We start from the raw sequence: 21,661 nt of genomic DNA, 5'->3' as shown, positions 1-21,661 counted from the left end.
CGAATCCACCAGTTTTCTCACGAAACGTCTCCAACAGGAGGGCACGTGTCATCCACTCGTAGGAGAGGTCGGGCGCTGCGGATCGCGGGGTCCGCCCTCGCGCTGGCGCTGCTGGTACCCGCCGGCGTCGTCGGCGCCTCCGCCCCGGCACCCGCCGCGACCGCGGCGCCCGCCCACTTCGTGGTGGTCGGCCCGACCGGCGAGGACCTGGCGCGGACCGAGGAGTCGATCCGCGCGGTCGGCGGCAGCGTCGTGCAGTCCTGGCCGCAGATCGGCGTCGTCATCGCGACCTCGACCGACGCGGCCTTCGCCGCGAACGTCCGGCAGCAGCCGGGCGTTCAGCAGGCGGGCGCGAGCCGCAACCTCGCCGAGCAGCTGCCGCCCGAGCAGTCCACCCGGCTGGAAGCCCTGGAGGGCACGCACAACGCCTTCGGCGCGCTGGCCGCCGGCGGGCAGGAACCGCTCGAACCCGAGCAGTGGGACATGCGCCAGATCGAGGCCGACCGGGCGCACGCGATCTCGCAGGGCGACCGGCAGGTCAACGTCGGCGTGCTGGACTACGGCATCGACCCGACGCACCCGGACCTGCGGGACAACCTCGACGCGTCCCGCTCGGTGAGCTGCGTCGACCAGGGCGTGCCCGACCAGAGCCAGCAGGCCTGGGCGCCGGAGGACGAGACCCAGGCGCACGGCACGCACACCGCCGGGACCATCGCCGCGGCGCGCAACGGCGTCGGCATCGCGGGCGTGGCCCCGGACGTCTCGCTCACCTCGATCCGGGTGATCAACGACGACGGGTTCATCTACCCCGAGTACGCGATCTGCGGGTTCGTCTGGGCCGCCGAGCACGACGTGGACGTCACCAACAACTCCTACTTCGTCGACCCCTGGTACCTGTGGTGCGGCCGCGACCCGGACCAGCGCGCCGTGGCCGAGGCGGTCCGCCGCGCGGTCGACTACGCCGCGGGCAACGACGTGGTCAACGTCGTCTCGGCGGGCAACAGCAACTGGGACCTGTCCCAGCCGATCCGGGACACCAACAGCCCGAACAACGGCGGCCCCACGCAGGACCGGATGACCGGCCCGGACTGCCGCATCCTGCCGGGCGAGCTCGACGGCGTGGTGTCGGTGTCGGCCACCGGTGCGCAGGAGTCGAAGTCCTACTACTCCAACTACGGGATGGGCTCGATCTCGGTGACCGCGCCGGGCGGCGACAAGTACCAGGTCCCGGACACCCCGTCGGGCAACGGTCGCGTGCTGTCCACCGTCCCCGGCGGCGGCTGGGGCTGGATGCAGGGCACTTCGATGGCCGGTCCGCACGTCGCGGGCGTCGCGGCGCTGCTGCGCAGCACCCACCCGGACTGGACCGCCCAGCAGACCTCCGGGGCCCTGGCCGAGCAGGCCGAACCGCTCCCCTGCCCGGAGCACTACGACGGTGACGGGGACGGCGAGGTCGACGCGGTCTGCACCGGCGGCGCCACCGGCGCCGGCTTCTACGGAGCAGGCCTCACCAACGCCCTCCGCGCAGTCACCGACTGACCGAATCACCTCCCAATCCGGGTGCGGAATCACCTCCCAATCCGGGTCGTGATCAGGAGGGTTGTCGGGGATTCCTCCGGTGGAGTGGCGAGTTCGAAGGGGCGCGTCCCGCGTGTCGGACCCGCCCCTTCGGCGCGCCCCGGGGAGGTGGGTGCGCCGGTTCGGACGGGGGCGAAATTCCCTTGAGTTCGGCGGGTCGAATTCGAGGGTTTTTGCAGGTTCGCTCTGTCGGGCGATGGGCGGGGTGGCCGGGTTGCTCGGGCCGCTCCTGCGGGTCGTCGGCGGTGGTCCACCTTCGGTGGTTCGCGGTTGCCCGGTCGTGGTGCGGGCAGGACGCTGGTCGGCGTCGGCGGGGCGAGTGCGCAGGAGGACGTCGTGGCAGCTTCCGAGAGCTTCGTGATCGTTGGCGGCGGGATGGCCGGGGCCAAGGGAGCCGAGGCGCTGCGCGCGCAGGGCTTCGACGGGCGCATCACGCTGATCGGCGACGAGCAGCACCGTCCGTACGAGCGCCCACCGCTGTCCAAGGACTACCTGCTCGGCAGCTCGGAGTTCGACGACGCCTACGTCCACTCGCCCGAGTGGTACGAGCAGAACTCCGTCGAGCTGCGCCTGGGCACCCGGGTCGACCGGCTGGACCGCGCGCTGCGCCAGGTCGAGCTCTCCGACGGTTCGCACGCGGAGTTCGACAAGCTGCTGCTGGCCACCGGCGCCACGCCGCGCTCGCTGCCGGTACCGGGCAGCGACGCCGACGGCGTGCTGCTGCTGCGCCGCGTCGGCGATTCCGACCGGATCAAGCGCACCCTGGCCGACGTCGAGCGGCTGGTGGTCATCGGCGCGGGCTGGATCGGCCTGGAGGTCACCGCCGCGGCCCGGCAGGCCGGTGTCGAGGTGACCGTGGTGGAGACCGCCGAGCTGCCGCTGCTGCAGGCCCTGGGGCCGGAGGTCGCCGAGGTCTTCGCCGCCCTGCACCGCGAGCGCGGGGTGCGGTTCCGCTTCCGCAGCTCCGTCCAGGAGATCCTGACCTCCGGCGGCTCGGTCGCCGGGGTGCGGCTGGCCGACGGCGCGGACATCGACGCCCAGGCGGTGCTGATCGCCGTGGGCGCCGCACCCGAGGTGTCGCTGGCCCAGGAGGCCGGCTTGCGCTGCTCCAACGGCGTGCTGGTCGACGCGACGCTGCGCACCACCGATCCGAACGTCGTGGCGGCCGGGGACGTCGCCAACGCCTTCAACCCGGTGCTGGGCAGGCAGATCCGCGTGGAGCACTGGGCGAACGCGCTCAACCAGCCCTCGGTCGCGGCCACCTCGATGCTCGGCGGCGACATCACCTACTCGGACCTGCCGTACTTCTTCACCGACCAGTACACCGACTTCGGCATGGAGTTCCAGGGGCACGTGACCCCGGACGGCTACGACGAGGTGCTCTTCCGCGGTGACGTCGAGTCCCGCGAGTTCATCGCGTTCTGGCTCGCCGACGGGCGGGTGCTGGCGGGCATGAACGCCAACGTCTGGGACTCCACCGAGCAGATCAAGTCGCTGATCACCACGGGCACCCGGATCGACCGGAACGCCCTCACCGACCCCGAGGTGCCGCTCACCCGCGCGCTCGCCGGTTGATCGAATCGAAACCTTTCAATTGATCCGGTTACCCATCTCACCGGCCCAGCACCGGCTCCGCCGCGGGGCGCGAATTAGCGGGAATCGGACGATTACTTTCCGTGTCGAATTCGATCTGCAAATCGCGCGATGACCAGCGAGAACAGTCGCTCTCGCGGAGAAAGGAGACGGCCGCGAGCAGGACACAATTCGGCAACGAAATTCCTCGCGGATCCTGGCCAGCTCCCCTTCGCGCATCTAGTACATCTGTACAAGCCAGCTCAGAGTGGCTATGGTGCCGGACTTGTTCTGACAGTGACACGGAAGGAATTTACGTGCCTGCCGATACACGCACGAACGGCGACGAGAGCGCCCGACCAGAGAGCGCCCGAAAGGGCGCGTCCCGGGGCCTGGTCAAAATCGGCGTATTCACCGCTGTCCTGGCAGCGGCCCTGATCTACGTCGCGGTCGCGGAACCCGATGTTTCCTGGCCCGGCTTGATCGCAATGCTGATTTTCTACGCCCTGTTCTACTGGCTGGGTGCTTTCGTGGCCGCCCGACGCGGCGGCGGACTCGCGAACACGATGGTCGCGGGCCGGAACATGCCCCTGTGGATCGGCGTGTTCACCATGACCGCGACCTGGGTCGGCGGCGGATACGTCAACGGAACCGCCGAATCCACCTTCAGCGACGGCATGGCCTGGGCGCAGGCGCCCTGGGGCTACGCGGTCAGCCTGCTCATCGGCGGGTTGTTCTTCGCCAAGAAGATGCGTCGCGGCCGCTTCACCACGATGCTCGACCCGATCGACATCCGCTTCGGCAAGCGGGTCGCGGGACTGGGCTCCATCCCCGCCGTGCTCGGCGAGATCTTCTGGACCGGCGCGATCCTGACCGCGCTGGGCACGACCTTCGGCACGATCATCGGGCTGGACTTCACGATCTCGATCATCCTGTCCGCGGTGATCGCCATCGCCTACACGGTGGTAGGTGGCATGTGGTCGGTGGCGATCACCGATGTCGTGCAGATCATCGTGATCTTCGTCGGCCTGATCGTGGCGGTTCCGCTGGCGGCGGGCGCCGTGGGCGGGCTCGACCACGCCTGGGCGAACTACACCGCCAACTTCGGCTCCTACTCCACGCTGTTCCCGCCGCTCGACGGCTGGAACCACCCGGACTGGGGCCACTCCTACTGGCAGTGGTGGGACTACGGCCTGCTGCTGGTCTTCGGCGGCATCCCGTGGCAGGTGTACTTCCAGCGGGTGCTGTCGGCCAGCAGCCCGGCCAACGCGCGACGCCTGTCGCTGGGCGCGAGCGCGATGTGCGTGCTGGCGGCGATCCCGCCGGTGCTGATCGGCATCATCGCCACCTCCGCCGACTTCCAGGCGCACGGCGCCCCGCCGCTGGACAACCCGTCGCTGGTGATGCCCTACGTCCTGCGCTACCTGCTGCCCACCGGTGCGGCCGCCCTCGCCCTCGGCGCCCTGGCCGCGGCCGTGATGTCCTCCGTGGACTCCTCGGTGCTCTCGGCGTCCTCGGTGGCCGGCTGGAACGTCTACCGGCGCCTGGTTCGCCCGAACGCGACCGCCGACCAGGTGCAGAAGGTCATCCGCAGGCTGATCGTGGTCATCGGCGCGGCGGCGATGCTGCTCGCGCTCAACGTCGCCAGCGTCTACGACCTGTGGTACCTGGCCAGCGACCTGATCTACGTGCTGCTGTTCCCGCTGCTGGTCTGCGCCCTGTTCGTGCCGTTCGCCAACCGGATCGGCGCGGCCTGCGGGTTCCTCGTGGCCGCCGTCCTGCGGTTCTCCGGCGGTGAGCCGACCTTCGGCCTGGCGCCGTTCCTGCCCTGGCCGTGGTACGAGGACGGCGACGTGCTGTTCCCGTTCCGGACGGTTTCGATGCTGGCCGGCCTGGTGACGATCCTGGTGGTCTCGGCCCTGACCCGGCGCCTGAGCGGCCCGGTGTCGATGGCCGCGCTGGAGCCGGACACCCCGGAGCGCGCCGCCTGGGGCGGTGACCTCACCGAGGAGAGCAGCGAGCCGGTCCCGGCCAAGGCCTGACCCGCTCGCGCTCGGCCCCGTCGCACCCGGTGCGACGGGGCCGAACCCTGCTCCGGGGAGGGAAACCGGGCGCCGAACCCGCGCCGCTCGGCTAGGGCCACCGGTCGACGTCCAGGGGAGGCCGGATTGCGGGAGCTGACCTACTTGATCGCTTCGACGATCGACGGCCGCATCACCGTCCCGGACAACGGCAACCCGGACTTCTTCCGGCACGACGGCGACCACGGCGAGTTCCTGCTCGCCGAGTACCCCGAGATCATCCCCACGCACGCGCGCTCGTCGCTGGGGCTCGCGGACGCGCCCCACGAGCACTTCGACACCGTGCTGCAGGGGCGGGGCAGCTGGGAGATCGGGATGCGGTGCGGCATCACCAACGCCTACCGGCACCTGCGCAGCATCGTGTTCTCCCGAAGCGTCGCCGAAAGCCCGGACCCATCGGTGGAATTCGTCGCCGCGGATCCGGTGGAGCGAGTCCGCGAGCTCAAACGCCAAGAAGGAGCCGGGATCTGGCCGTGCGGCGGCGGGAAGCTCGCGGCCGCGCTGCGGTCCGAGATCGACGAGCTGGTGGTCAAGCTGCACCCCGTGGTGGCGGGCGCCGGAATCCCGATGTTCGACGGAGAATTCCTCCCCGAGCACCTCGCCCTCACCGGGGCGCGGCCATTCGCCGACGGCATCGTGCACCTGACCTACGCGCGTCGCTGAAGAGGGCCTTGCGGTCCCCGGCGATCAGGCCTAGCTTGAATTCCGTGATCACCGGGATGGCGAACAGCCGCGCACGGATTGGCGACCCGGTGGCGAGCTGATCTCGCCGCGGGCCCGCGGCGCCCGCGCACCTCCTCAGGTCTTCGAATTCCAGCACTCATCGAAGACCTGAGGAGGAGAATTGTCCGTCACGTTCAACCACACGATCATCGCTTCGAAGGATCGCGAGGAATCCGCGCGGTTCTACCGCGAACTGCTCGAAGTTCCCGAAGCACCCTCGTGGGGCGTGTTCACCAACATCCAGCTCGATGCCGGAGTCCTGCTGCAATTCGCCGAACCGCCGGTGGAGATCCAGATGCAGCACTACGCGTTCCTGGTCGACGACGAGCTCTTCGACCGCGCCTGCGCGCGCCTGCGGGAATGGGGCGTCGAGCACTGGGCCGATCCGCACCAGAAGCACCCGGGTCAGATCAACCACAACCACGGCGGCCGCGGCGTCTACTTCCTCGACCCCGCGGGCCACGCCCTGGAACTGATCACCAGCCCGTACCTCTGACCACCCACCGAGCAGTTCTGAGCCCGCCGCGGCGGGCTCAGCTGTCGTAGGTCACCGTGACCGGGGCGTGGTCGCTCCAGCGCTGGTCGTAGCTCGGGGCGCGTTCGACCACCGCCGAGGTTGCCCGTTCGGCCAGGCCGGGCGTGGCGAAGTGGTAGTCGATCCGCCAGCCAGAGTCGTTGTCGAAGGCCTTGCCGCGGTAGCTCCACCAGGAGTAGGGGCCAGGGCCTTCGGGGTGCAGCGAGCGGAACACGTCGACGTAGCCGCCGCTCAGGACGTCGGTCATCCACGAGCGCTCCTCGGGGAGGAAGCCCGCGTTCTTCCGGTTGGCCTTCCAGTTCTTCAGGTCGACCTCCTGGTGCGCGATGTTCCAATCGCCGCAGACCAGGACCTCGCGCCCCTCGGCCGCCGCGCGCTCGCGGAGCCCGGCCAGGTGCTCGCCGAACTCCTTCATGAAGCGCTCCTTCTCGTCCTGCCGGTCGGTGCCGACCTCGCCGCTGGGCAGGTAGAGGCTCGCCACGGTCAGGCCCTCGAAGTCGGCCTCCAGGTAGCGGCCGCTGTCGTCGAACTCGCTGGAGCCGAAGCCGATCCGCACCGCCCGGGGCTCCGCGCGGCTGTAGATCGCCACGCCCGCGCGGCCCTTGGCCGAGCTCGGGGCCAGCCGGGCGTGCCAGCCCTCCGGTTCGCGGACCTCGGCAGCGAGCTGCTCGGGCTCGGCGCGGGTCTCCTGCATGCAGATGACGTCCGCGCCCGTTTCGCCGAGCCACTCGACGAAGCCCTTCTTCGCGGCGGCTCGCAGCCCATTCACGTTCACCGTCGACACAGTCAGCACACCCCGAGCCTATCGACCGACTTTGCCGAGGCCAGGGTCGCCCTCGGCGCGATCGCAGCACCCCGCGCGCTGCGTCGTTCGAGTGATCCCGCGCGCGCCCGACCCCGCCAGCGGGCCCGGGTGCGGGAGGCTGCGCGCTGGAGGAAGCCGTCGGCCGCACCAGCTCCCGCTGGCGAAGATTTCCGCGGAACGCGACCTCGCGGTCGATCGGCGTTCACCGATGTGGGTACCGCCGATCCGGGGAAGGCACTGGACCCGCAGGTCGTTTCCACTACTATGCCGGTCCGTAACGTTCGTCGTTCCGGAACCGACATGGGGCGTAGCGTCCCACCCTCAGGAGGTCTCGCGTGGCCCCGGACAGCGCCACGGGAAGCGGCCCCACGGCCCGCCGTCTCGTGCTCGGCAGCCAGTTGCGCCGGCTCCGCGAGGCGAAGGGCGTTTCCCGCGAGGACGCCGGCTACGCCATCCGCGGCTCCGGATCCAAGATCAGCAGGCTGGAGCTCGGCCGCGTCGGGTTCAAGGAGCGCGACGTCGAGGACCTGCTGACCCTCTACGGCATCGCCGACGCCGACGAGCGCGAGTCGTTCCTGGACCTGGTCCGCCGCTCCAACGAGCCGGGCTGGTGGAACCGCTACAACGACCTGATCGCTCCGTGGTTCCAGGACTTCGTGGGCCTGGAGGAGTCGGCTTCCCGGATCCAGACCTTCGAGCTGCAGTTCGTCCCCGGCCTGCTGCAGACCGAGCGCTACGCGCGGGCGATCGCCAGCCAGGGCCGCCCGGAGTCCGCCGACGACGAGATCGATCGCCGGGTCCGGCTGCGGATGCAGCGGCAGCGGCTGTTCGTGCGGCCGAAGGCGCCGCGGCTGTGGGCGGTGCTCGACGAGTCGGTGCTGCACCGGCCGATCGGCGGCAAGGACGTGATGCGCGAGCAGCTGGAGTCGCTGCTGGAGGCCACCCAGCTGCCGAACGTCTCGGTGCAGATCCTGCCGTTCTCATTGGGCCACTCCTCGGCCGAGGGCGCCTACACGATCCTGCGGTTCGCCGAGCCGGAGATCCCGGACATCGTCTACTTGGAGCACCTGTGCGGGGCGCTGTACCTCGACAAGCCCGAGGAGATCGAGCTCTACAGCAAGGTCAGCCACCGGCTCGCGGTTGACGCGCTGACCCCGGAGGACACGCGCAAGCTCCTCCGCAAGCACCTCGACGACCACTGAGCGTGGTCGCCGAACTCCCTACTCAGCGGTAGGTTTTCCGCCTTTCGAAACCCGCTCGATCACCCCGGGACACTTTCGGGTGAGTTGCGCTGCGAAAATCCGCGAATGTGAAGCGAGTAACAAAGCCCTGCACGTGCATTCACCCGTGCATCTGCGAGTGCTAGCTTTGGTGCACGGTCAACTGCACGTGCAGGTGGTCCGTGCAAGTGCTAGTCGGGGAAAGGGTGGGGAGTTCGGATGCCGAACATCCAGAACGGCATGCCCGCGAAGCAGCTCCCGAACGTGGTGTGGCGCAAGAGCCGTCACAGCGGAGCGGTGGGCAACTGCGTCGAGCTCGCGTCTCTGGTCGACGGCGGCGTTGCCGTCAGGAACTCGCGCTACCCCGAGGGACCGGCTCTGGTCTACAGCAGGGCCGAGATCGAAGCGTTCCTCAACGGAGCCAAGGACGGCGAGTTCGACGATCTGATCGCCTGAACGGCCGAAGCCATGGTCTGAGCCCCTACCACGGAACAAAGGTGGCGCCATGAACGAGATAACGAACGGCCTGCAAGCCCTGGTAGCCAGAGACTTCCAGTTCACCCACCCGCGAGATGCCAGCGGCAGCCTGGTCGCGGTCATCGGCATCCGCGTGCACCGCGGGGTCATCGACATCCTGCAGCTGTTCGGGGAGAACGACGCCGACGCCGCGCGGATTCCCGGCGACGAACCGGACGTGCTGTTCCCCAGCAAGGTCCTGTGGCGCACCAACGGCAGCGCGGCCGACGTGATCAACGAGGTGCTGGCGCTGCCCGACCCCCGGCCGGAGTTCGGCGCCGACACCGCGGGCTGCTGGGTACCGACCCAGGCCGGGCGCTCGACCTGGCTGGCCGTCAGCGCCTGACCGCTCCGCGCAATCGCAGCCGGAGCTGATTCGCGGTGGGCACGTCCCACCCCGGGCCTGTTCCGGCTGCCCCGCGAGCCCCGTCCCGCCCCCGGCGCGCGGCCACACCCCCATCGCCGCCGCGCGCCGGGCAGGCGTGCCCCCGAGGAGGAGGTCGGGCTCCCATGTCTCCCCCTGCGCGGGAGCCCGATCTCCGGGGAGTCGTTCCTCTACCTCGCCGGCTGCCCGGTGCGTAGGCTGAGCGCTCAGGTTCCCTACGTCTGCGGGGTTTTCGACGTGAGCCAGCACCAGTACCACGAGTTCCGCGCGCTGCGGCGCGCGTTGGACGACGAAGCCCGCGAGGAACTGCGCGAGCTGGACCCGGACGCTCGGATCACCGCGCTGCGGCTGATCGCGTCCGGGGACCTGCGCGGCGATCCGGACGTGCTGATGGAGACCCGCTTCGACGCGCACCTGCAGGTGAACGACTGGGGCGAGCGCAGGCTGATGCTGCGGGTGCCGGGACTGGACCGGGAACGCGCGCGGCCCTACGGCGTGCCCCGGCTGGTCGAGACCTGGACCAGCGGTGAAGACCTGATCCTCGACCTGGCCAGCGAGGACGACGCCGACGGCGCGCCCGAGGAGCCCGACCTGCTCTTCGACGAGCTGCTGCCGCTGCGCGACGAGCTGCTCGCGGGCGACCTCCGCCCGCTCTACCTGGCCTGGCTGGCCGGCTACGGCACCTGGGAGCGCGATGAGTTCGCCTTCGACCGGGAAGCCGACGAGCTGGCCGAACCTCCGCTGCCGGCGGGATTGGACGAGCTGACCACCGCTCAGCAGCACCTCGCCGAGTTCCTGCGCCTCGACGCCGACCTCCTCGCCGAGGCCGTGGCCGACGACGGGACCGCGCGCACCGTCGGCACCCTCCTGGACGGAGCGGCGCGCAGGCGCTGACGACCTCGCGCGGCCGGGCGCGGCAGAGGCGCGAACTGACGACGAGGTCCGTGCGGGACGGGCGTGTCGGTGCCCGACCGACCGCCCGGGTAGCTCGCAGAGCGCAGAAGCCCCGGAAATTCCCCGAACGGGTGACGGCACTCGGCTAGGGCCGGTCCGGGCGGACTACCGGGGTGGCCAGGTGGTGATCTCGCGCGGAATTTGGGGTCTGCCACCGATGCGCGCGCGCTGATCGCTCCCGATCGTGGACCGCGAAGATCCGGCGCACCCGGGGTCCGGGAGTTGGGGGGACGCTCCCGCCGAGTCGGCCGGTCCGTCGAAGTCGACATCTGGAGCAGACGTGAGCGAGGGACAGCAGGGGCAGGGCGCGTTCAGCGCCGCGACCGGGCGCGGGTTGGAGAACGACGGGGGCAAGCCGCGCTACCTGGACTACCAGCGGGAGCTCATCGGCGCGCACTGCGGCCGCTCCGTGCTGGAGATCGGCGCGGGGCTCGGCGAGTTCGCCGAGGGCTTCACCGGACGCGACCGCTACGTGATCACCGACGTCGACCCGGAAGCGGTGCGCCGCGTGGAAGTCCGGTTCGCCGGTCGGCCCGAGGTCGAGGCGCGGCAGTTCGACGTCGACGGCGGCGACGTGCTCGACGACCCGGTGGACTCGCTGCTGGCGATCAACGTGCTCGAGCACATCGAGGACGACGCGGACGCGCTGCGCTCGCTGGCGAAGTCGCTGCGGGCGGGCGGCAACGTGATCCTGTTCGTGCCCGGATACATGCAGCTCTACGGGGAGTTCGACCGCAAGGTCGGGCACCACCGCCGCTACACCCCGGCGACCCTGCGCCACACCTGCGAGCGCGCCGGGCTGGTGGTCGACGTGGCCAAGCCGGTGAACTTCCTCGGCGCCTTCGCCTGGTGGGCAGCGGTGCGCAAGGGCGGCGCTGGCGCGCCGAACCCGAAGCTGGTGGGGATCTACGACCGGTTCGTCGTGCCGATCACCAGGTTCGTCGAGAAGCTCGTGCCGGTCCCCTTCGGACAGTCGGTGCTCTGCGTGGCGCGCAAGCCGGGCTGACGCGCGAACGCGGCGACCGGCGCGAGGGGCGTGCCGGTCGCCGCGCGTCCCGGATCAGCGCACCGCGCCGAGGGTCAGGGTGAACACCTCGGGATCGCCGGCGTTGACCTTGCCGCTGTGGTCCTCCCCGGCGTTGGAGCTCACGTCGTCGTAGGCGAACGCGTAGCCCTTGCCGTCGGGCAGGTTCTCGTGCACCACGCGGGCGTAGTGGCTGGTGATGTCGTGCTGGTAGAACGTCGCCGGGTCCTCGCCGTGCGGCTGCTCGTTGTTGATCAGCAGGGTGCTGCGGTTGAACGCGGCGGCCAGGCGCGGAACGATCGCCAACCGCTCCTGCGAGTCGCTGCCCGGGTTGTTGGCGAACGGCCCGCTGTTGCAGCTGAAGATGTCGATGGTGGAGGGCTTGGCGAACCGCTCGGAGCCGAAAACCAGCCCCTCGCCCTCGACCTTGCCCTCCAGCACGCCGATGTCCTCGCGCTGGGTGTCGACGAACAGGGTCTCGCCCGCGTACTTGGCGTAGGCCTCGTCGACGTAGGGCTCGAAGTAGCCCGCGAAGTCGTCGCCGCGGTGCATCGGGCTGAGCACGCGCACCACGCGGCCGTCGGCCTCCTGCACCAGGTTCGGCCACGTGCCGCCCTGGTCGCGCAGGCCCCGGGCGACCTCGTCCATGCCGCCGGTGGGCATGCCCGGAACGCTCTGCTCACCGCTGCCCGCCTGCAGGTGCAGGCCGATCGGGGCGGCGACGAAGTCGACGTAGCTGATGTTGGCGTAGAGCTGCTCGGCGTTGAGGGTGAACTCCGCGAACGTCCAGTCCTTGTTGAAGTTCGGGTCCGCGTCGGAGACGAAGTTCGGGTGCACCACCGAGGTCGTGCCGTCGGCGCCCTGCACCACCTGGAACTCGAGCTTGTCGTCGGTCACGAAGTACACCCGCGAGCCGTACATCCGGGGCACGGTGACCTCGACGGACCCGTCCACCGGGATGGCCGGGTCCTCGTCCAGCGGCTGCGGCTCGGGGCCGCCCGCCTGCGGGAAGTACTGGGTGCCGTCCTGGCGGACGAACACGGCCTTCTTCTCGGCGTCCGAGAATCCGGCGATGTAGGCGTGCGCGGTCTTGCCGGAGTCGTTCTTGAGCACGAACTTGAGGCTCTCCGGCGCCGCCGAGGCGAACGGGGCGCTGATCGCCTGCGCCCACAGCGGAGAGGTCAGGGCAGCAGCGGAATACCCGAGAAACCGCCGACGAGAAACCATGGGATACCTCCAGACAACGGGACCGCCCGAGAAAGACGGCCGATCCTCTCGTGATCGATCACGAAGTCTGCATGTCCCGCCGTTGGCGCAGTACCCCCAAAAGGAGCGAAACAATCGCCCCCGATCACCATCCGGAGCTATTTCGCGGAGGTTCGCCGGACGCGTGGAGCCGAACCTTCCAGCACCGCCCAAAGCGACGCTCACCTGCCATTTCCACCGCATCAGCAGCCTCCGAGCGAGAGCGCTTCGGAAGCTGGAGCCATTTTCCCTCGCAGTTCTCGCGCCGTCTGTGAAACAGCGGGAAACTTCCCAATCCGCCACGGTGAACAATGCACGTTCGGCGCCGGAGCTGCCGGTTTCCGGGAGCGCTCCCAGAGTTGTCGCTCTTCATGCGCGATGTCGACCGCGTTCACACCGCGCGAGCCGGGAGCCTGCCTCGCGCCGACTCGCTGCGGCGGGCCAACCGGGGTCGCCGCAAGGCGCGATCGAACCCGCCGAGTTCGACGCGACGGTGTCCCGGGGGGGTCACCGAGCTGCTCGCGCGGCAGCGTGACACCGGCCGGCATCGAATCGGCGACGGCGAGCAGTTCGCGGCGCGGAGATCGCCACGGAGCACCTCTGGCGCTGGGCGCAGCTCGCGCGGCGGCGCCGGTGGCCACCCGGTCTCGACACCGACGCCCCGCGCGGTCCGGACGCGGTCAGCGATCGGCCGCACGCGGAACCGCCGACTGGTCGACCCGCCCCGCAGCGGCGTCCGGACGTGACCGGGCACGCGCCGCAGCCCACGCCGACAGCGCGGCGAGCGCCGCGCCGACGGCCAGCAGTCCCGCGACCGCCAGGGCGATCGCGGCGAAGCCGCGGGAGGCCAGCGCAGCGGCGAGCAGCGGGCCGACACCAGCACCGAGGAAGATCAGGAACGCGAACAGCGCCGAAGCGCCGCCCTGCTCGCCCGGCGCGACCCGCGCGGTGATGCTCTGCATCATCGCGGGAGCGGCGAGCGCGGCGGCGGCGACGAAGACCAGCAGCAGACCGGCCAGGGCGAGCACCGAACCGCTCACCACCGCCATCGCGAGCGCGGCCGCGGAAGCGATGCCCAACCCGACGATCAGCCGGGCGGGCGCCCCCACCCGGGTCAGCAGCGAGAGCGCGGCGGGCATGGCTACCAGGGCCGGCAACCCGCTGGCCCGCAGCGCGAGCAGGGCCACCGGGTCGCCCGCGATCGAGGGCGGCCCGGCCAGGGCGATCGCGGCGTAGATGCCGACGAAGCAGGTGAGCATCGTCAGGCACGCCGCGTAGAGCAGGAGCAGCGGCGGTGCGCGCAACAACCGCGGCATCGCGACGAACGCCGCGCGCGCACCGGCGAGCTGGCCCGAGCGAGCAGGCCGCAGCACCGCGCGCGCCGCGACGGCCACGGCCAGCAGGCACGGGCCGGACAGGAAGAACACCGCTCGCCACCCCCACGCGTCGCCGACCAGCTGCGCGACCACCTGCAGGACGACGGCCGAGCCGAGCATGCTGCTCGCGAAGCAGCTGAACACCAGGGCGCGACGGGCCGGGCGCACGTGCTGACCGATGTAGGACAGCAGCGGCGGGCCGAAGGAACCTGCCGCGAAACCCTGGACGGCGCGCAACGCGCACGCCACGACCAGCCCGGCTGATGCCGGGACCACCGCGGTGGCCGCCCCCGTGGCCACGAGCGCCGCGACGACCACCCGCCGCTGACCCAGCCAGTCCGACAGCGGACCGGACAGCAGCGCCCCGCAGGCGTAGGCGATCGCGAACGCGGTGGCCGTCCAGGCGACCTGCGCCGGGCTCACCCCGAAGCTGGTGCTCATCAGCTCGAACAGCGGCAGAACCGCGTACATCTGCCCGTTGACCAGAACACCGCACAGCACCAGCACGGCGATGGTGGGCCCGGTCGGCGCCCAGCCGTCCCCGCGCGCGGCTTCCGCCGGTGTGGACATGACTCACCGTCGCCCCCCGGCGGCGGGGCCGCAAGAGTCCTTCGCCCCACGCTCGCAACCGATCGGGGCGGCGGAAGCGGTTCACGCCCACCCGGCCGGGCGAGCGCTGGTTATCCAGGTCTCCTCCCCCTGGCGTAGCCTCGACCGGCGGTGCCGGTGCTGGACCGATCGGGCGAATGACGGAGGTTCGCGGTTGCTAGTCGACGATCTGCTGCGCGACCCCGGCCTGGCCCTGCAGGTGCGCGTGCGCGGCGAGGTGGAGCGGCCCATCCGGTGGGTGCACACCATCGAGATCAGCGCACCCGGCCGGTTCCTGCGCGGCGGCGAGGTGGTGCTCACCGCCGGCGTGTGGCGATCTGCGGGGATCACCGCCGAGGAGTTCGTCTCGGACTTGGCCCGCGCCGACGTCGCGGCCGTCGGGTTCGGGCTCGTGCCGCCCGAGACCGAGGTTCCCGAGGACTTCGTCGAAGCCGCGCGCGAGCACGGCATGACCTGCTTCGTCGTGCCGGTCGGCACCGCCTTCCTGCAGATCGTCGAGGCGTTCGTCAGCACCAAGCGCGCCGAGTGGGAACGCCCGCTGCGCCGCCACCTGGGCCAGCACGACACGATCGTCGCGGCGCTGCGCACGCGGCGCGGCGTAGAAACGGTCCTCCGCACGCTGTCCGGCCAGCTCGGCCTGCCGGTGGCGGTGCGCGGTGGCGCGGGCCTGATCGAGGGCGAAGCTCCCGAGCCGAGCTACCCGCTGCCGCTGGTCGGCGAGGGGCTCGCGGACGCCGAGCTGCTGCTGCCCGAACCGCTCGAGGAGCTCGACGTCGAGCAGCACGCGGCCGTCGTGCAGGCGATGCCGTTCATCGCGCTGGAGATCGAGCGCATCCGCGCCGTGCGGGCCACCGAGGTCCGCTACGCGTGGGAGCTGTTCGAGTGGGTGCACAGCGGGACCGTCGAGATCGACACCATCCGCACCCGGCTGCACTCCTTGGGGCTGCAGCCGGACGGCCCGCTCGCCGCGGTCGTGCTGCGCAGCGCCGACCCCGACGCCGACTCGGTGCGGCTGGGGGACCTGTTGGGAACCGGCGGCGTCGCGGTGCAGCGCGGCGGCGAGGTGGCCGCTTTCGCGCAGGTCCGCGGATCCGAGACCGAGCTCGCCCGGCGCATCCACGACGCGCTGGACGGTTCCGGTCGGGTCGTGCACATCGGCGTCGGGCAACCCGGCGGTGCCGCGGAGCTGCGGGTGAGCCTGCTGCAGGCCGCGCACGCGGCCGAGACGATGTCGTCGCGGTCCAGCAGCGGGTGGATGACCCACGAGCAGCTCAGCAGTCCGGCGCTGCTGCTGTCGGTGCAGGACCCGGAGCTGCTGATGGCGACGTCGAAGGCGCTGCTGGGCCCGGTGCTCGACCACGACGAGCGCCGCGGCGGCGACCTGCTGCCCTCGCTGGCGGTCTTCCTCGACGCGGGCGGGCGGTGGCAGGAGGCCGCGCAGCAGCTGCACGTGCACATCAACACGCTCCGGCACCGGATGAGCCGGATCGAGGAGCTGACCGGGCGCAGCCTGTCCCGCACCTCCGACCGCGTCGACCTCTACCTGGCGCTGCGCGCCCTGCGCCAGACCTGAGCACCGGGCGGCGTCACGCCCGGTGCACCGCGACGCCGTCGACCACGGTGAGCCGGACGGGTGCTTCGGCCAGCTCCTCCGGGGACGCGGTCAGCGGGTCGGCCCCGAAACCGGTGAGGTCGGCGCGGAATCCGGGCCGGATGCGCCCGGCGACGTGCTCCTCGCCCGCGACCGCGGCCGGGGCGAGGGTCATCGCTTCGAGCGCTTCGAGGGGCGCGAGCGCTTGCGCCGACCGCACCGGATCGCGCTCCGGTTGGCCGGGCAGGCGCCGCAGCTGGGCGGCGCCCAGCACCTCCCGCGGGTCGAAGTGGGCGATCGGCCAGTCCGAACCGAGCACGAGCGGCGTTCCCGAGCGCAGCAGATCGGCGCAGCGCCAGGCCCGGTTCGCGCGCTCGGCGCCCAACCTGGTCGACCAGTTGTCGCTGTGATCGGCGAGGGTGTACTGCAGGTGGCTCGGTTGCATGGAGGCCACGACGCCGGAGTCGGCGAAGCGCCGGACGAGCTCGTCGGGTGCGGTCTCGATGTGCTCGATGCGGTGCCGCGCTCCGCCGATGCTCGGGCGCTGGTGCCGGGAGAGGCATTCGAGGGCGAAGGACGCGGCGGCGTCGCCGATGGCGTGCGTCGCGGTGGCGACACCGGCGCCGGCGAGCTCGGCGACGGCGTCGGCGTACTCCTGCGGCGGCAGCCAGAACGGCTTGGTGGACTCCCCGTGGCAGTCGGGGTGGTGCAGCCAGGCAGTGCCGTTGTCGATCGTGCCGTCCATGAACAGCTTCACGCCGGCGACCGTCCACAGGCGACCCCGCGTGCCCTGCAGCTCGATCAGCTCCCGCAGGCCGTGCCCGTCGATGCCGGGCTGGCACCAGGGCGCCAGCCGCAGGCGCAGGCCGGCCGCACCGCGCTCGTCGAGCAACCGCAGCGCCTCCAGGCTCCCGTCGTTGAGGTCCATGACGTGGCCGCCGGTGAGCCCGGTGGCGTGCATCCGGGAGAACAGATCGGCGAGCAGGTCGGCGGTTTCGGCGGCGCCGATCTCGGGGGCGACGCGCTCCACGACGTTCCGCGCCGGGTCCTCCAGCAGTTCCCCGGTGGGGGTGCCGTCGAGGTCGCAGACGATCTCGGAGTTGCCGGGGACCTCCACCGGCCCGGTGACCCCGGCGAGCCGCAGCGCCGCGCCGTTGGCCAGCGCCGCGTGCGCGTCGGCGAGGACCAGCAGGGCCGGCACCTCGCCGAGCACGTCGTCGATCAGCCGCCGGTGCGGGCGCTTCCCGTCGAGGATGTTCGGATCCAGGCCGAAGCCGCGGATCCAGGAACCGGCGGTCAGCTCGCGGCGCGCATCGGCGAGAGCGGCGCGCAGCTCCTCGACGTCCCGGCAGGCGGACAGGTCGAGCCCGCTGGTCATGTGCGAACCGTGCACCGGGTGCAGGTGGCCGTCGATGATCCCCGGGGTCAGGGTCGTCCCGGTGCCGTCGACGATCTCGGTGCGGGCGTCGCAGAACTCCCGGACCTCCGCGTCGTCGCCGACGGCCACGATGCTCCCGCCGCGGACCGCGACGGCGCGGGCCGACGGTCGGGACGGGTCGAGGGTGCGCACGGTCGCGCCGAGGACGGCGAGATCAGCGCTGGTGCGGGACATGGTGCTCCTCGCTGGGTGGTTGGTGTGCGGGACGGGGAGGTGCCGGGTCGCGGCACCTCCTCGGGGGCGATCAGCTCGGTTCCTCGCGCGAGATGCCGAGCGCGGAGAGGTCGTGCTCGGGCCGTCGGGCGAACAGCAGCGCCCCGAGCAGGGAGAGCAGGACCGTCGCGGCCGTGCAGATCCAGTACAGGTTGCCGGGGTAGGGCTGGTCGGGCCGGACGTTGCCGTACACGCCCCAGCCGATCACCGCCGTGCCGAGCAGCGGGATCACCAGGTGCGGCAGGACCCGCAGGCTCTCCCCCGCGGTGCGCCAGACGTACAGCGGCAGCGAGACGAGCGTGACCAGCACGGTCAGCAGCAGCGGCACGGTTCCCGTGCCCGCCTGCCACGCGGAGATGGTCGTCGGGTCGGCGTCGGTCAGCACCGGCGGGAGCACGACGGTCGCCAGGATCAGGCCGCTCCACAGCAGGGTCGCTCCGGCGGGGACACCGCTGCGCTGCGAGGCGCGCCCCAGCGCGCGGGGCAGCATGCCCGCGCGGGCCGCGGCGTAGGTGACCCGGGACATGCCGATCATCGCCGCGATCAGGCAGGCCAGGGAGCTGACGGCGCCGACCACGGCGAGCACCGCGTAGGCGTGCGGGGCGTAGCGCTGCGCGAGTTCGAGGAACGGGGCGCTGTTGCTCGGGTCGCCGAACCGGTCGGCGCCGGATTCGGCACCCATCCAGCGCGCGTAGCCGGCCAGGCCCGCCCAGCTGCACAGGCTGTACAGACCGCCGACGATCAGCACCGAGGCGACCACGGTGATGGGCACGACGCGGCGCGGGCGGCGCAGCTCGGCGGACATCGTCGCCGAGTTGTCCCAGCCGATCATGCCGGCCACGGCCAGCGGGAAGGTCAGCCCGGCCAGCCCGGCGAACCCGCCCGGATCGCCCCCCGCGTCGCGCAGCGGCACGTCGGTGCTCCCGCCGGAGGCGGTCAGCAGCAGCGCGGCGAAGGTCAGCAGCAGCGCGACCTGCACGGCGGCGAGCGCGAGGGAGACCAGGCTGGAGGTGACGATGCCGCGCAGCACGACCGAGGTGGCCACGACCAGCACGCCGAGCGCGATCACCAGCCACCACGACCCGCCCAGCCCGAGCGAGGCCGCGATCCAGTTCCCGGCGAACACGGCGACGGCGCCGATGGTCAGCGGACCGGAGATCAGGCTCGCGTAGAACACCGCGCTGGACACCACGACGCCGAGCCCGATGGTGTCGAAGGCGTGGTAGGCGTAGGCCACGAAGGATCCCGGCGAGACGATGCGGCGCGCGAACGCGGCGACGGTGCACGCCGCGGTCAGCAGCCCCAGCATGGCCAGCAGGAACGCCCAGGGCGCCCGGGTGCCCATCGCGGCGACGACGGCGGGCGCGGTCAGGAAGACGCCGTTGACCGGCGCCATGTTGGAGAGGGTGACGCCGAGCGCGGCGGGGAGCCCGACGGCGCCGGTGCGCAGCTGCCCCGCTTCGGGGTTTCTCGAGGCATCTCTTTCGGGATCGGTGCGTTCGGTGACCAAGGCGGCCTCCAGGGAGATGGCGCACGGGACGGGCGTGCGCTGGAGATTCGTCCGGCGACGAGGCGCGGGGACCGCGGTCCGGGAACGGGATCTGCGCGGCACCGCCGTTAGTTAATCGGATTAGCTTTCGCGTAAGCTACTATTCGAGATGCCCGAAAGGAAGAGGGGATTTCGAGATCCCCGGACCACGACCGGTGGGCCCGCGACGAGCTAGGCTCGCCCTCGCCCCCTCACCGGACTCGCCCCCAGGAGCGCTCGACGATGCCTCGCCCGCCGCTGATCTCCCGCGAAGCGGCGGTCGCCGAAGCGGTGCGCGTGCTCGACGACGAGGGGGTCGGCGCGCTGTCGATGCGCCGCATCGCGCAGCGCCTGGGCGTCAGCAGCCCGTCGCTGTACAAGCACTTCCGGGATCTCGACGACGTCCTCGACGCGGTCGCCGACGCGATCATCGAGGAGATCACCTCGCAGCTCCCGCACGACACGACGTCCTGGCGGCACGAGCTGGACCAGCTCGCGCGGCGCTACCGGGACACCTTCCGGAACCACCCGCACGCCCTGGCGCTGGTGATGCGCCGCCCGGTGCGCAGCGAGTCCTCGCTGGCCGGGCTGAACGCGGTGCTGCAGATCCTGCTCGACGACGGGTGGAGCGCGGCCCGCGCGGCGCGCGCCCTGCTGCTGGTCGAGTCCTTCGCGTTCGGCGCCGCGCTCACCTCGGCCAGCGCGGGCTTCGCCGGCGAGGTGGGCGCGGGGTTCCCGGCGCTGTCGGCCGCGTTGAGCGGGTCGCACCCCAAGCTGCGGCTCGGCTCGGAGGACTTCGAGCACGGCCTGGAGCTGCTGCTCGACGGCATCGCCGCCGAGCTCTCCCCCGCGAACGACGAACGCCGGTAGCCCGCCCGCGGGCGCGGACGGGCTACCGGCGGTGCCGGGTCAGCCCGCGTGCTCGGCGATGGCGCGCTCGAGCACGTCGATGCCCTCGCCGAGCAGTTCGCCGCCGATGACCAGCGGCGGCAGCAGGCGGATCACGTTGCCGTAGGTGCCGCAGGTCAGCACCACGACGCCCTGCGCGTGGCAGCTCTTGGCGACCGCCGCGGCCAGCTCCGGATCCGGCTCGTCCCCACCCGGGCGGACGAACTCGACCGCCAGCATCGCGCCCCGGCCGCGGGCCTCCAGGATCCGGTCCGAGCTCTCCGCGAGCGCGCGCAACCGCGGCAGCACCTGCTCCTCGATGCCCCTGGCGGCGGCGCTGAGGTCCTGCTCGCGCATGGCGCGGATGGAGCCGAGGGCGGCGGCGCAGGCCAGCGGGTTGCCGCCGTAGGTGCCGCCGAGGCTGCTCGGCGGCATCGCGTCCATCAGCTCGGCGCGCCCGGTGACCGCCGCCAGCGGCAGGCCGCCCGCGATGCCCTTGGCCATGGTGATGATGTCGGGCACCACGCCCTCGTGGTCGCAGGCGAACCACGACCCGGTGCGGCAGAACCCGGTCTGGATCTCGTCGGCGATCAGCAGGACGCCGTTCTCGGCGCACCACGACGCGAGCTCCGGCAGGAAATCGGGAGCCGGCTCGATGAAACCGCCCTCGCCCTGCACCGGCTCGATCAGCACCGCGGCGACCGTGTCGGCACCGAGCTGCTTCTCGATGCGCTCGATCGCCTCCCGCGCGCTGTCGACGCCGCTGCGGCCGTCGCGCGCCGGGTAGGACATCGGGGCGCGGTAGACCTCGGGGGCGAAGGGCCCGAAGCCGTGCTTGTAGGGCTTGGACTTCGCGGTCAGCGCCATCGTCAGGTTGGTGCGCCCGTGGTAGGCGTGGTCGAAGGCCACCACCGCGGGGCGCCCCGTCGCCCGGCGGGCGATCTTGACGGCGTTCTCCACCGCTTCGGCACCGGAGTTGAACAGCGCGGTGCGCTTGGCGTGCTCACCCGGGGTGAGCTCGGCGAGCTCCTCGCAGACCGCCACGTAGTTCTCGTGCGGGGTCACCATGAAGCAGGTGTGGGTGAACTCCGCCACCTGCTCGCGCACGGCCTCGACGACCTCGGGCGCGGCGTTGCCCACGCTGGTCACCGCGATCCCGGAACCGAGGTCGATCAGGCTGTTGCCGTCGACGTCGCGCAGCACGCCTCCGGACGCCTCGGTGATGTAGACCGGCAGCACGCTGGACACCCCGGCCGCCACGGCCGCGGAGCGGCGTTGCTGCAGGGAGGTCGAAAGCGGCCCCGGGATTTCCGTTCGCAGTTCGCGGACCTGGGGAAGCGACATCGTCGTGGTCACGGGCGACTCTCCTTCACACGTCGT

The 21,661-nt window shown here is 71.6% G+C and carries 18 protein-coding genes; 12 read left to right on the top strand and 6 right to left on the bottom strand.

What is annotated here, in order from left to right:
- Window positions 1-45 precede the first annotated feature (45 nt).
- The 5 genes from ACFQRI_RS08120 to ACFQRI_RS08100 all read left to right on the top strand — a co-directional run bounded on the left by ACFQRI_RS08120 (window position 46) and on the right by ACFQRI_RS08100 (window position 6,450).
- Window positions 46-1,539 (top strand): S8 family peptidase, encoded by a 1,494-nt coding sequence (locus tag ACFQRI_RS08120; protein WP_380666169.1) that lies wholly within the window; start codon window positions 46-48, stop codon window positions 1,537-1,539.
- A gap of 375 nt (window positions 1,540-1,914) precedes the next feature.
- Window positions 1,915-3,153: an NAD(P)/FAD-dependent oxidoreductase gene (locus ACFQRI_RS08115; protein ID WP_380666167.1), complete on the top strand. Its 1,239-nt coding sequence runs from the start codon at window positions 1,915-1,917 to the stop codon at window positions 3,151-3,153.
- A gap of 485 nt (window positions 3,154-3,638) precedes the next feature.
- Window positions 3,639-5,192 carry a high affinity choline transporter 1 gene (locus ACFQRI_RS08110; protein ID WP_380666165.1) on the top strand — a complete coding sequence of 518 codons (1,554 nt, stop codon included), beginning with the start codon at window positions 3,639-3,641 and terminating at the stop codon, window positions 5,190-5,192.
- Window positions 5,193-5,318: 126 nt separating this feature from the next.
- Window positions 5,319-5,894, top strand: coding sequence for a dihydrofolate reductase family protein (locus ACFQRI_RS08105; protein ID WP_380666163.1), 576 nt, complete (start codon window positions 5,319-5,321; stop codon window positions 5,892-5,894).
- Window positions 5,895-6,075: 181 nt separating this feature from the next.
- Complete coding sequence (locus ACFQRI_RS08100; RefSeq protein ID WP_380666161.1) at window positions 6,076-6,450, top strand: VOC family protein; 375 nt, start codon at window positions 6,076-6,078, stop codon at window positions 6,448-6,450.
- Between the two features lie 37 nt (window positions 6,451-6,487).
- On the opposite strand, the gene ACFQRI_RS08095 is transcribed toward ACFQRI_RS08100, so the two are convergent.
- On the bottom strand, window positions 6,488-7,282 hold the full coding sequence (locus ACFQRI_RS08095; protein ID WP_380666159.1) for an exodeoxyribonuclease III: 795 nt from the start codon (window positions 7,280-7,282) through the stop codon (window positions 6,488-6,490).
- Between the two features lie 347 nt (window positions 7,283-7,629).
- Between ACFQRI_RS08095 and ACFQRI_RS08090 the strand changes: the two genes are divergently transcribed.
- The 5 genes from ACFQRI_RS08090 (at window position 7,630) to ACFQRI_RS08070 (ending at window position 11,375) form a co-directional block, all read left to right on the top strand.
- Entirely contained in the window at window positions 7,630-8,496 is an 867-nt protein-coding gene (locus tag ACFQRI_RS08090) for a helix-turn-helix domain-containing protein (RefSeq protein ID WP_380666157.1), read from the top strand.
- A 237-nt stretch (window positions 8,497-8,733) separates the two neighbouring features.
- On the top strand, window positions 8,734-8,970 hold the full coding sequence (locus ACFQRI_RS08085) for a DUF397 domain-containing protein (RefSeq protein ID WP_380666155.1): 237 nt from the start codon (window positions 8,734-8,736) through the stop codon (window positions 8,968-8,970).
- Between the two features lie 49 nt (window positions 8,971-9,019).
- On the top strand, window positions 9,020-9,376 hold the full coding sequence (locus ACFQRI_RS08080) for a hypothetical protein (protein WP_380666153.1): 357 nt from the start codon (window positions 9,020-9,022) through the stop codon (window positions 9,374-9,376).
- 276 nt (window positions 9,377-9,652) lie between these two features.
- On the top strand, window positions 9,653-10,309 hold the full coding sequence (locus ACFQRI_RS08075; protein ID WP_380666151.1) for a hypothetical protein: 657 nt from the start codon (window positions 9,653-9,655) through the stop codon (window positions 10,307-10,309).
- A 340-nt stretch (window positions 10,310-10,649) separates the two neighbouring features.
- A complete protein-coding gene (locus ACFQRI_RS08070) occupies window positions 10,650-11,375 on the top strand; it encodes a class I SAM-dependent methyltransferase (RefSeq protein WP_380666149.1) in 726 nt (241 codons plus the stop codon).
- A gap of 54 nt (window positions 11,376-11,429) precedes the next feature.
- Here the strand turns inward: ACFQRI_RS08070 and ACFQRI_RS08065 are convergent, their stop codons facing one another.
- Window positions 11,430-12,620: a glycoside hydrolase family 64 protein gene (locus ACFQRI_RS08065; protein WP_380666148.1), complete on the bottom strand. Its 1,191-nt coding sequence runs from the start codon at window positions 12,618-12,620 to the stop codon at window positions 11,430-11,432.
- A 698-nt stretch (window positions 12,621-13,318) separates the two neighbouring features.
- Window positions 13,319-14,584 (bottom strand): MFS transporter, encoded by a 1,266-nt coding sequence (locus ACFQRI_RS08060; RefSeq protein ID WP_380666145.1) that lies wholly within the window; start codon window positions 14,582-14,584, stop codon window positions 13,319-13,321.
- 193 nt (window positions 14,585-14,777) lie between these two features.
- Here ACFQRI_RS08060 and ACFQRI_RS08055 point away from each other — a divergent pair, with 193 nt between their 5' ends.
- A complete protein-coding gene (locus ACFQRI_RS08055; protein ID WP_380666143.1) occupies window positions 14,778-16,196 on the top strand; it encodes a PucR family transcriptional regulator in 1,419 nt (472 codons plus the stop codon).
- A 13-nt stretch (window positions 16,197-16,209) separates the two neighbouring features.
- On the opposite strand, the gene ACFQRI_RS08050 is transcribed toward ACFQRI_RS08055, so the two are convergent.
- Window positions 16,210-17,826, bottom strand: a complete 1,617-nt coding sequence (locus ACFQRI_RS08050) for an amidohydrolase (protein WP_380666140.1) — start codon at window positions 17,824-17,826, stop codon at window positions 16,210-16,212.
- Window positions 17,827-17,896: 70 nt separating this feature from the next.
- Window positions 17,897-19,375 carry an APC family permease gene (locus ACFQRI_RS08045; RefSeq protein WP_380666138.1) on the bottom strand — a complete coding sequence of 493 codons (1,479 nt, stop codon included), beginning with the start codon at window positions 19,373-19,375 and terminating at the stop codon, window positions 17,897-17,899.
- Window positions 19,376-19,636: 261 nt separating this feature from the next.
- Here ACFQRI_RS08045 and ACFQRI_RS08040 point away from each other — a divergent pair, with 261 nt between their 5' ends.
- Window positions 19,637-20,263, top strand: a complete 627-nt coding sequence (locus ACFQRI_RS08040; RefSeq protein ID WP_380666136.1) for a TetR/AcrR family transcriptional regulator — start codon at window positions 19,637-19,639, stop codon at window positions 20,261-20,263.
- A gap of 39 nt (window positions 20,264-20,302) precedes the next feature.
- Here the strand turns inward: ACFQRI_RS08040 and gabT are convergent, their stop codons facing one another.
- Window positions 20,303-21,625, bottom strand: a complete 1,323-nt coding sequence (gabT, locus tag ACFQRI_RS08035; protein WP_380666427.1) for a 4-aminobutyrate--2-oxoglutarate transaminase — start codon at window positions 21,623-21,625, stop codon at window positions 20,303-20,305.
- Window positions 21,626-21,661 lie beyond the last annotated feature (36 nt).

Origin of the sequence: Saccharopolyspora griseoalba (assembly GCF_042665275.1) — a bacterium.
In the GTDB taxonomy this organism is placed as follows: domain Bacteria; phylum Actinomycetota; class Actinomycetes; order Mycobacteriales; family Pseudonocardiaceae; genus Saccharopolyspora; species Saccharopolyspora griseoalba.
Note: the sequence above shows the minus strand (reverse complement) of the source record. Positions and strands in the feature narration are given on the sequence as shown.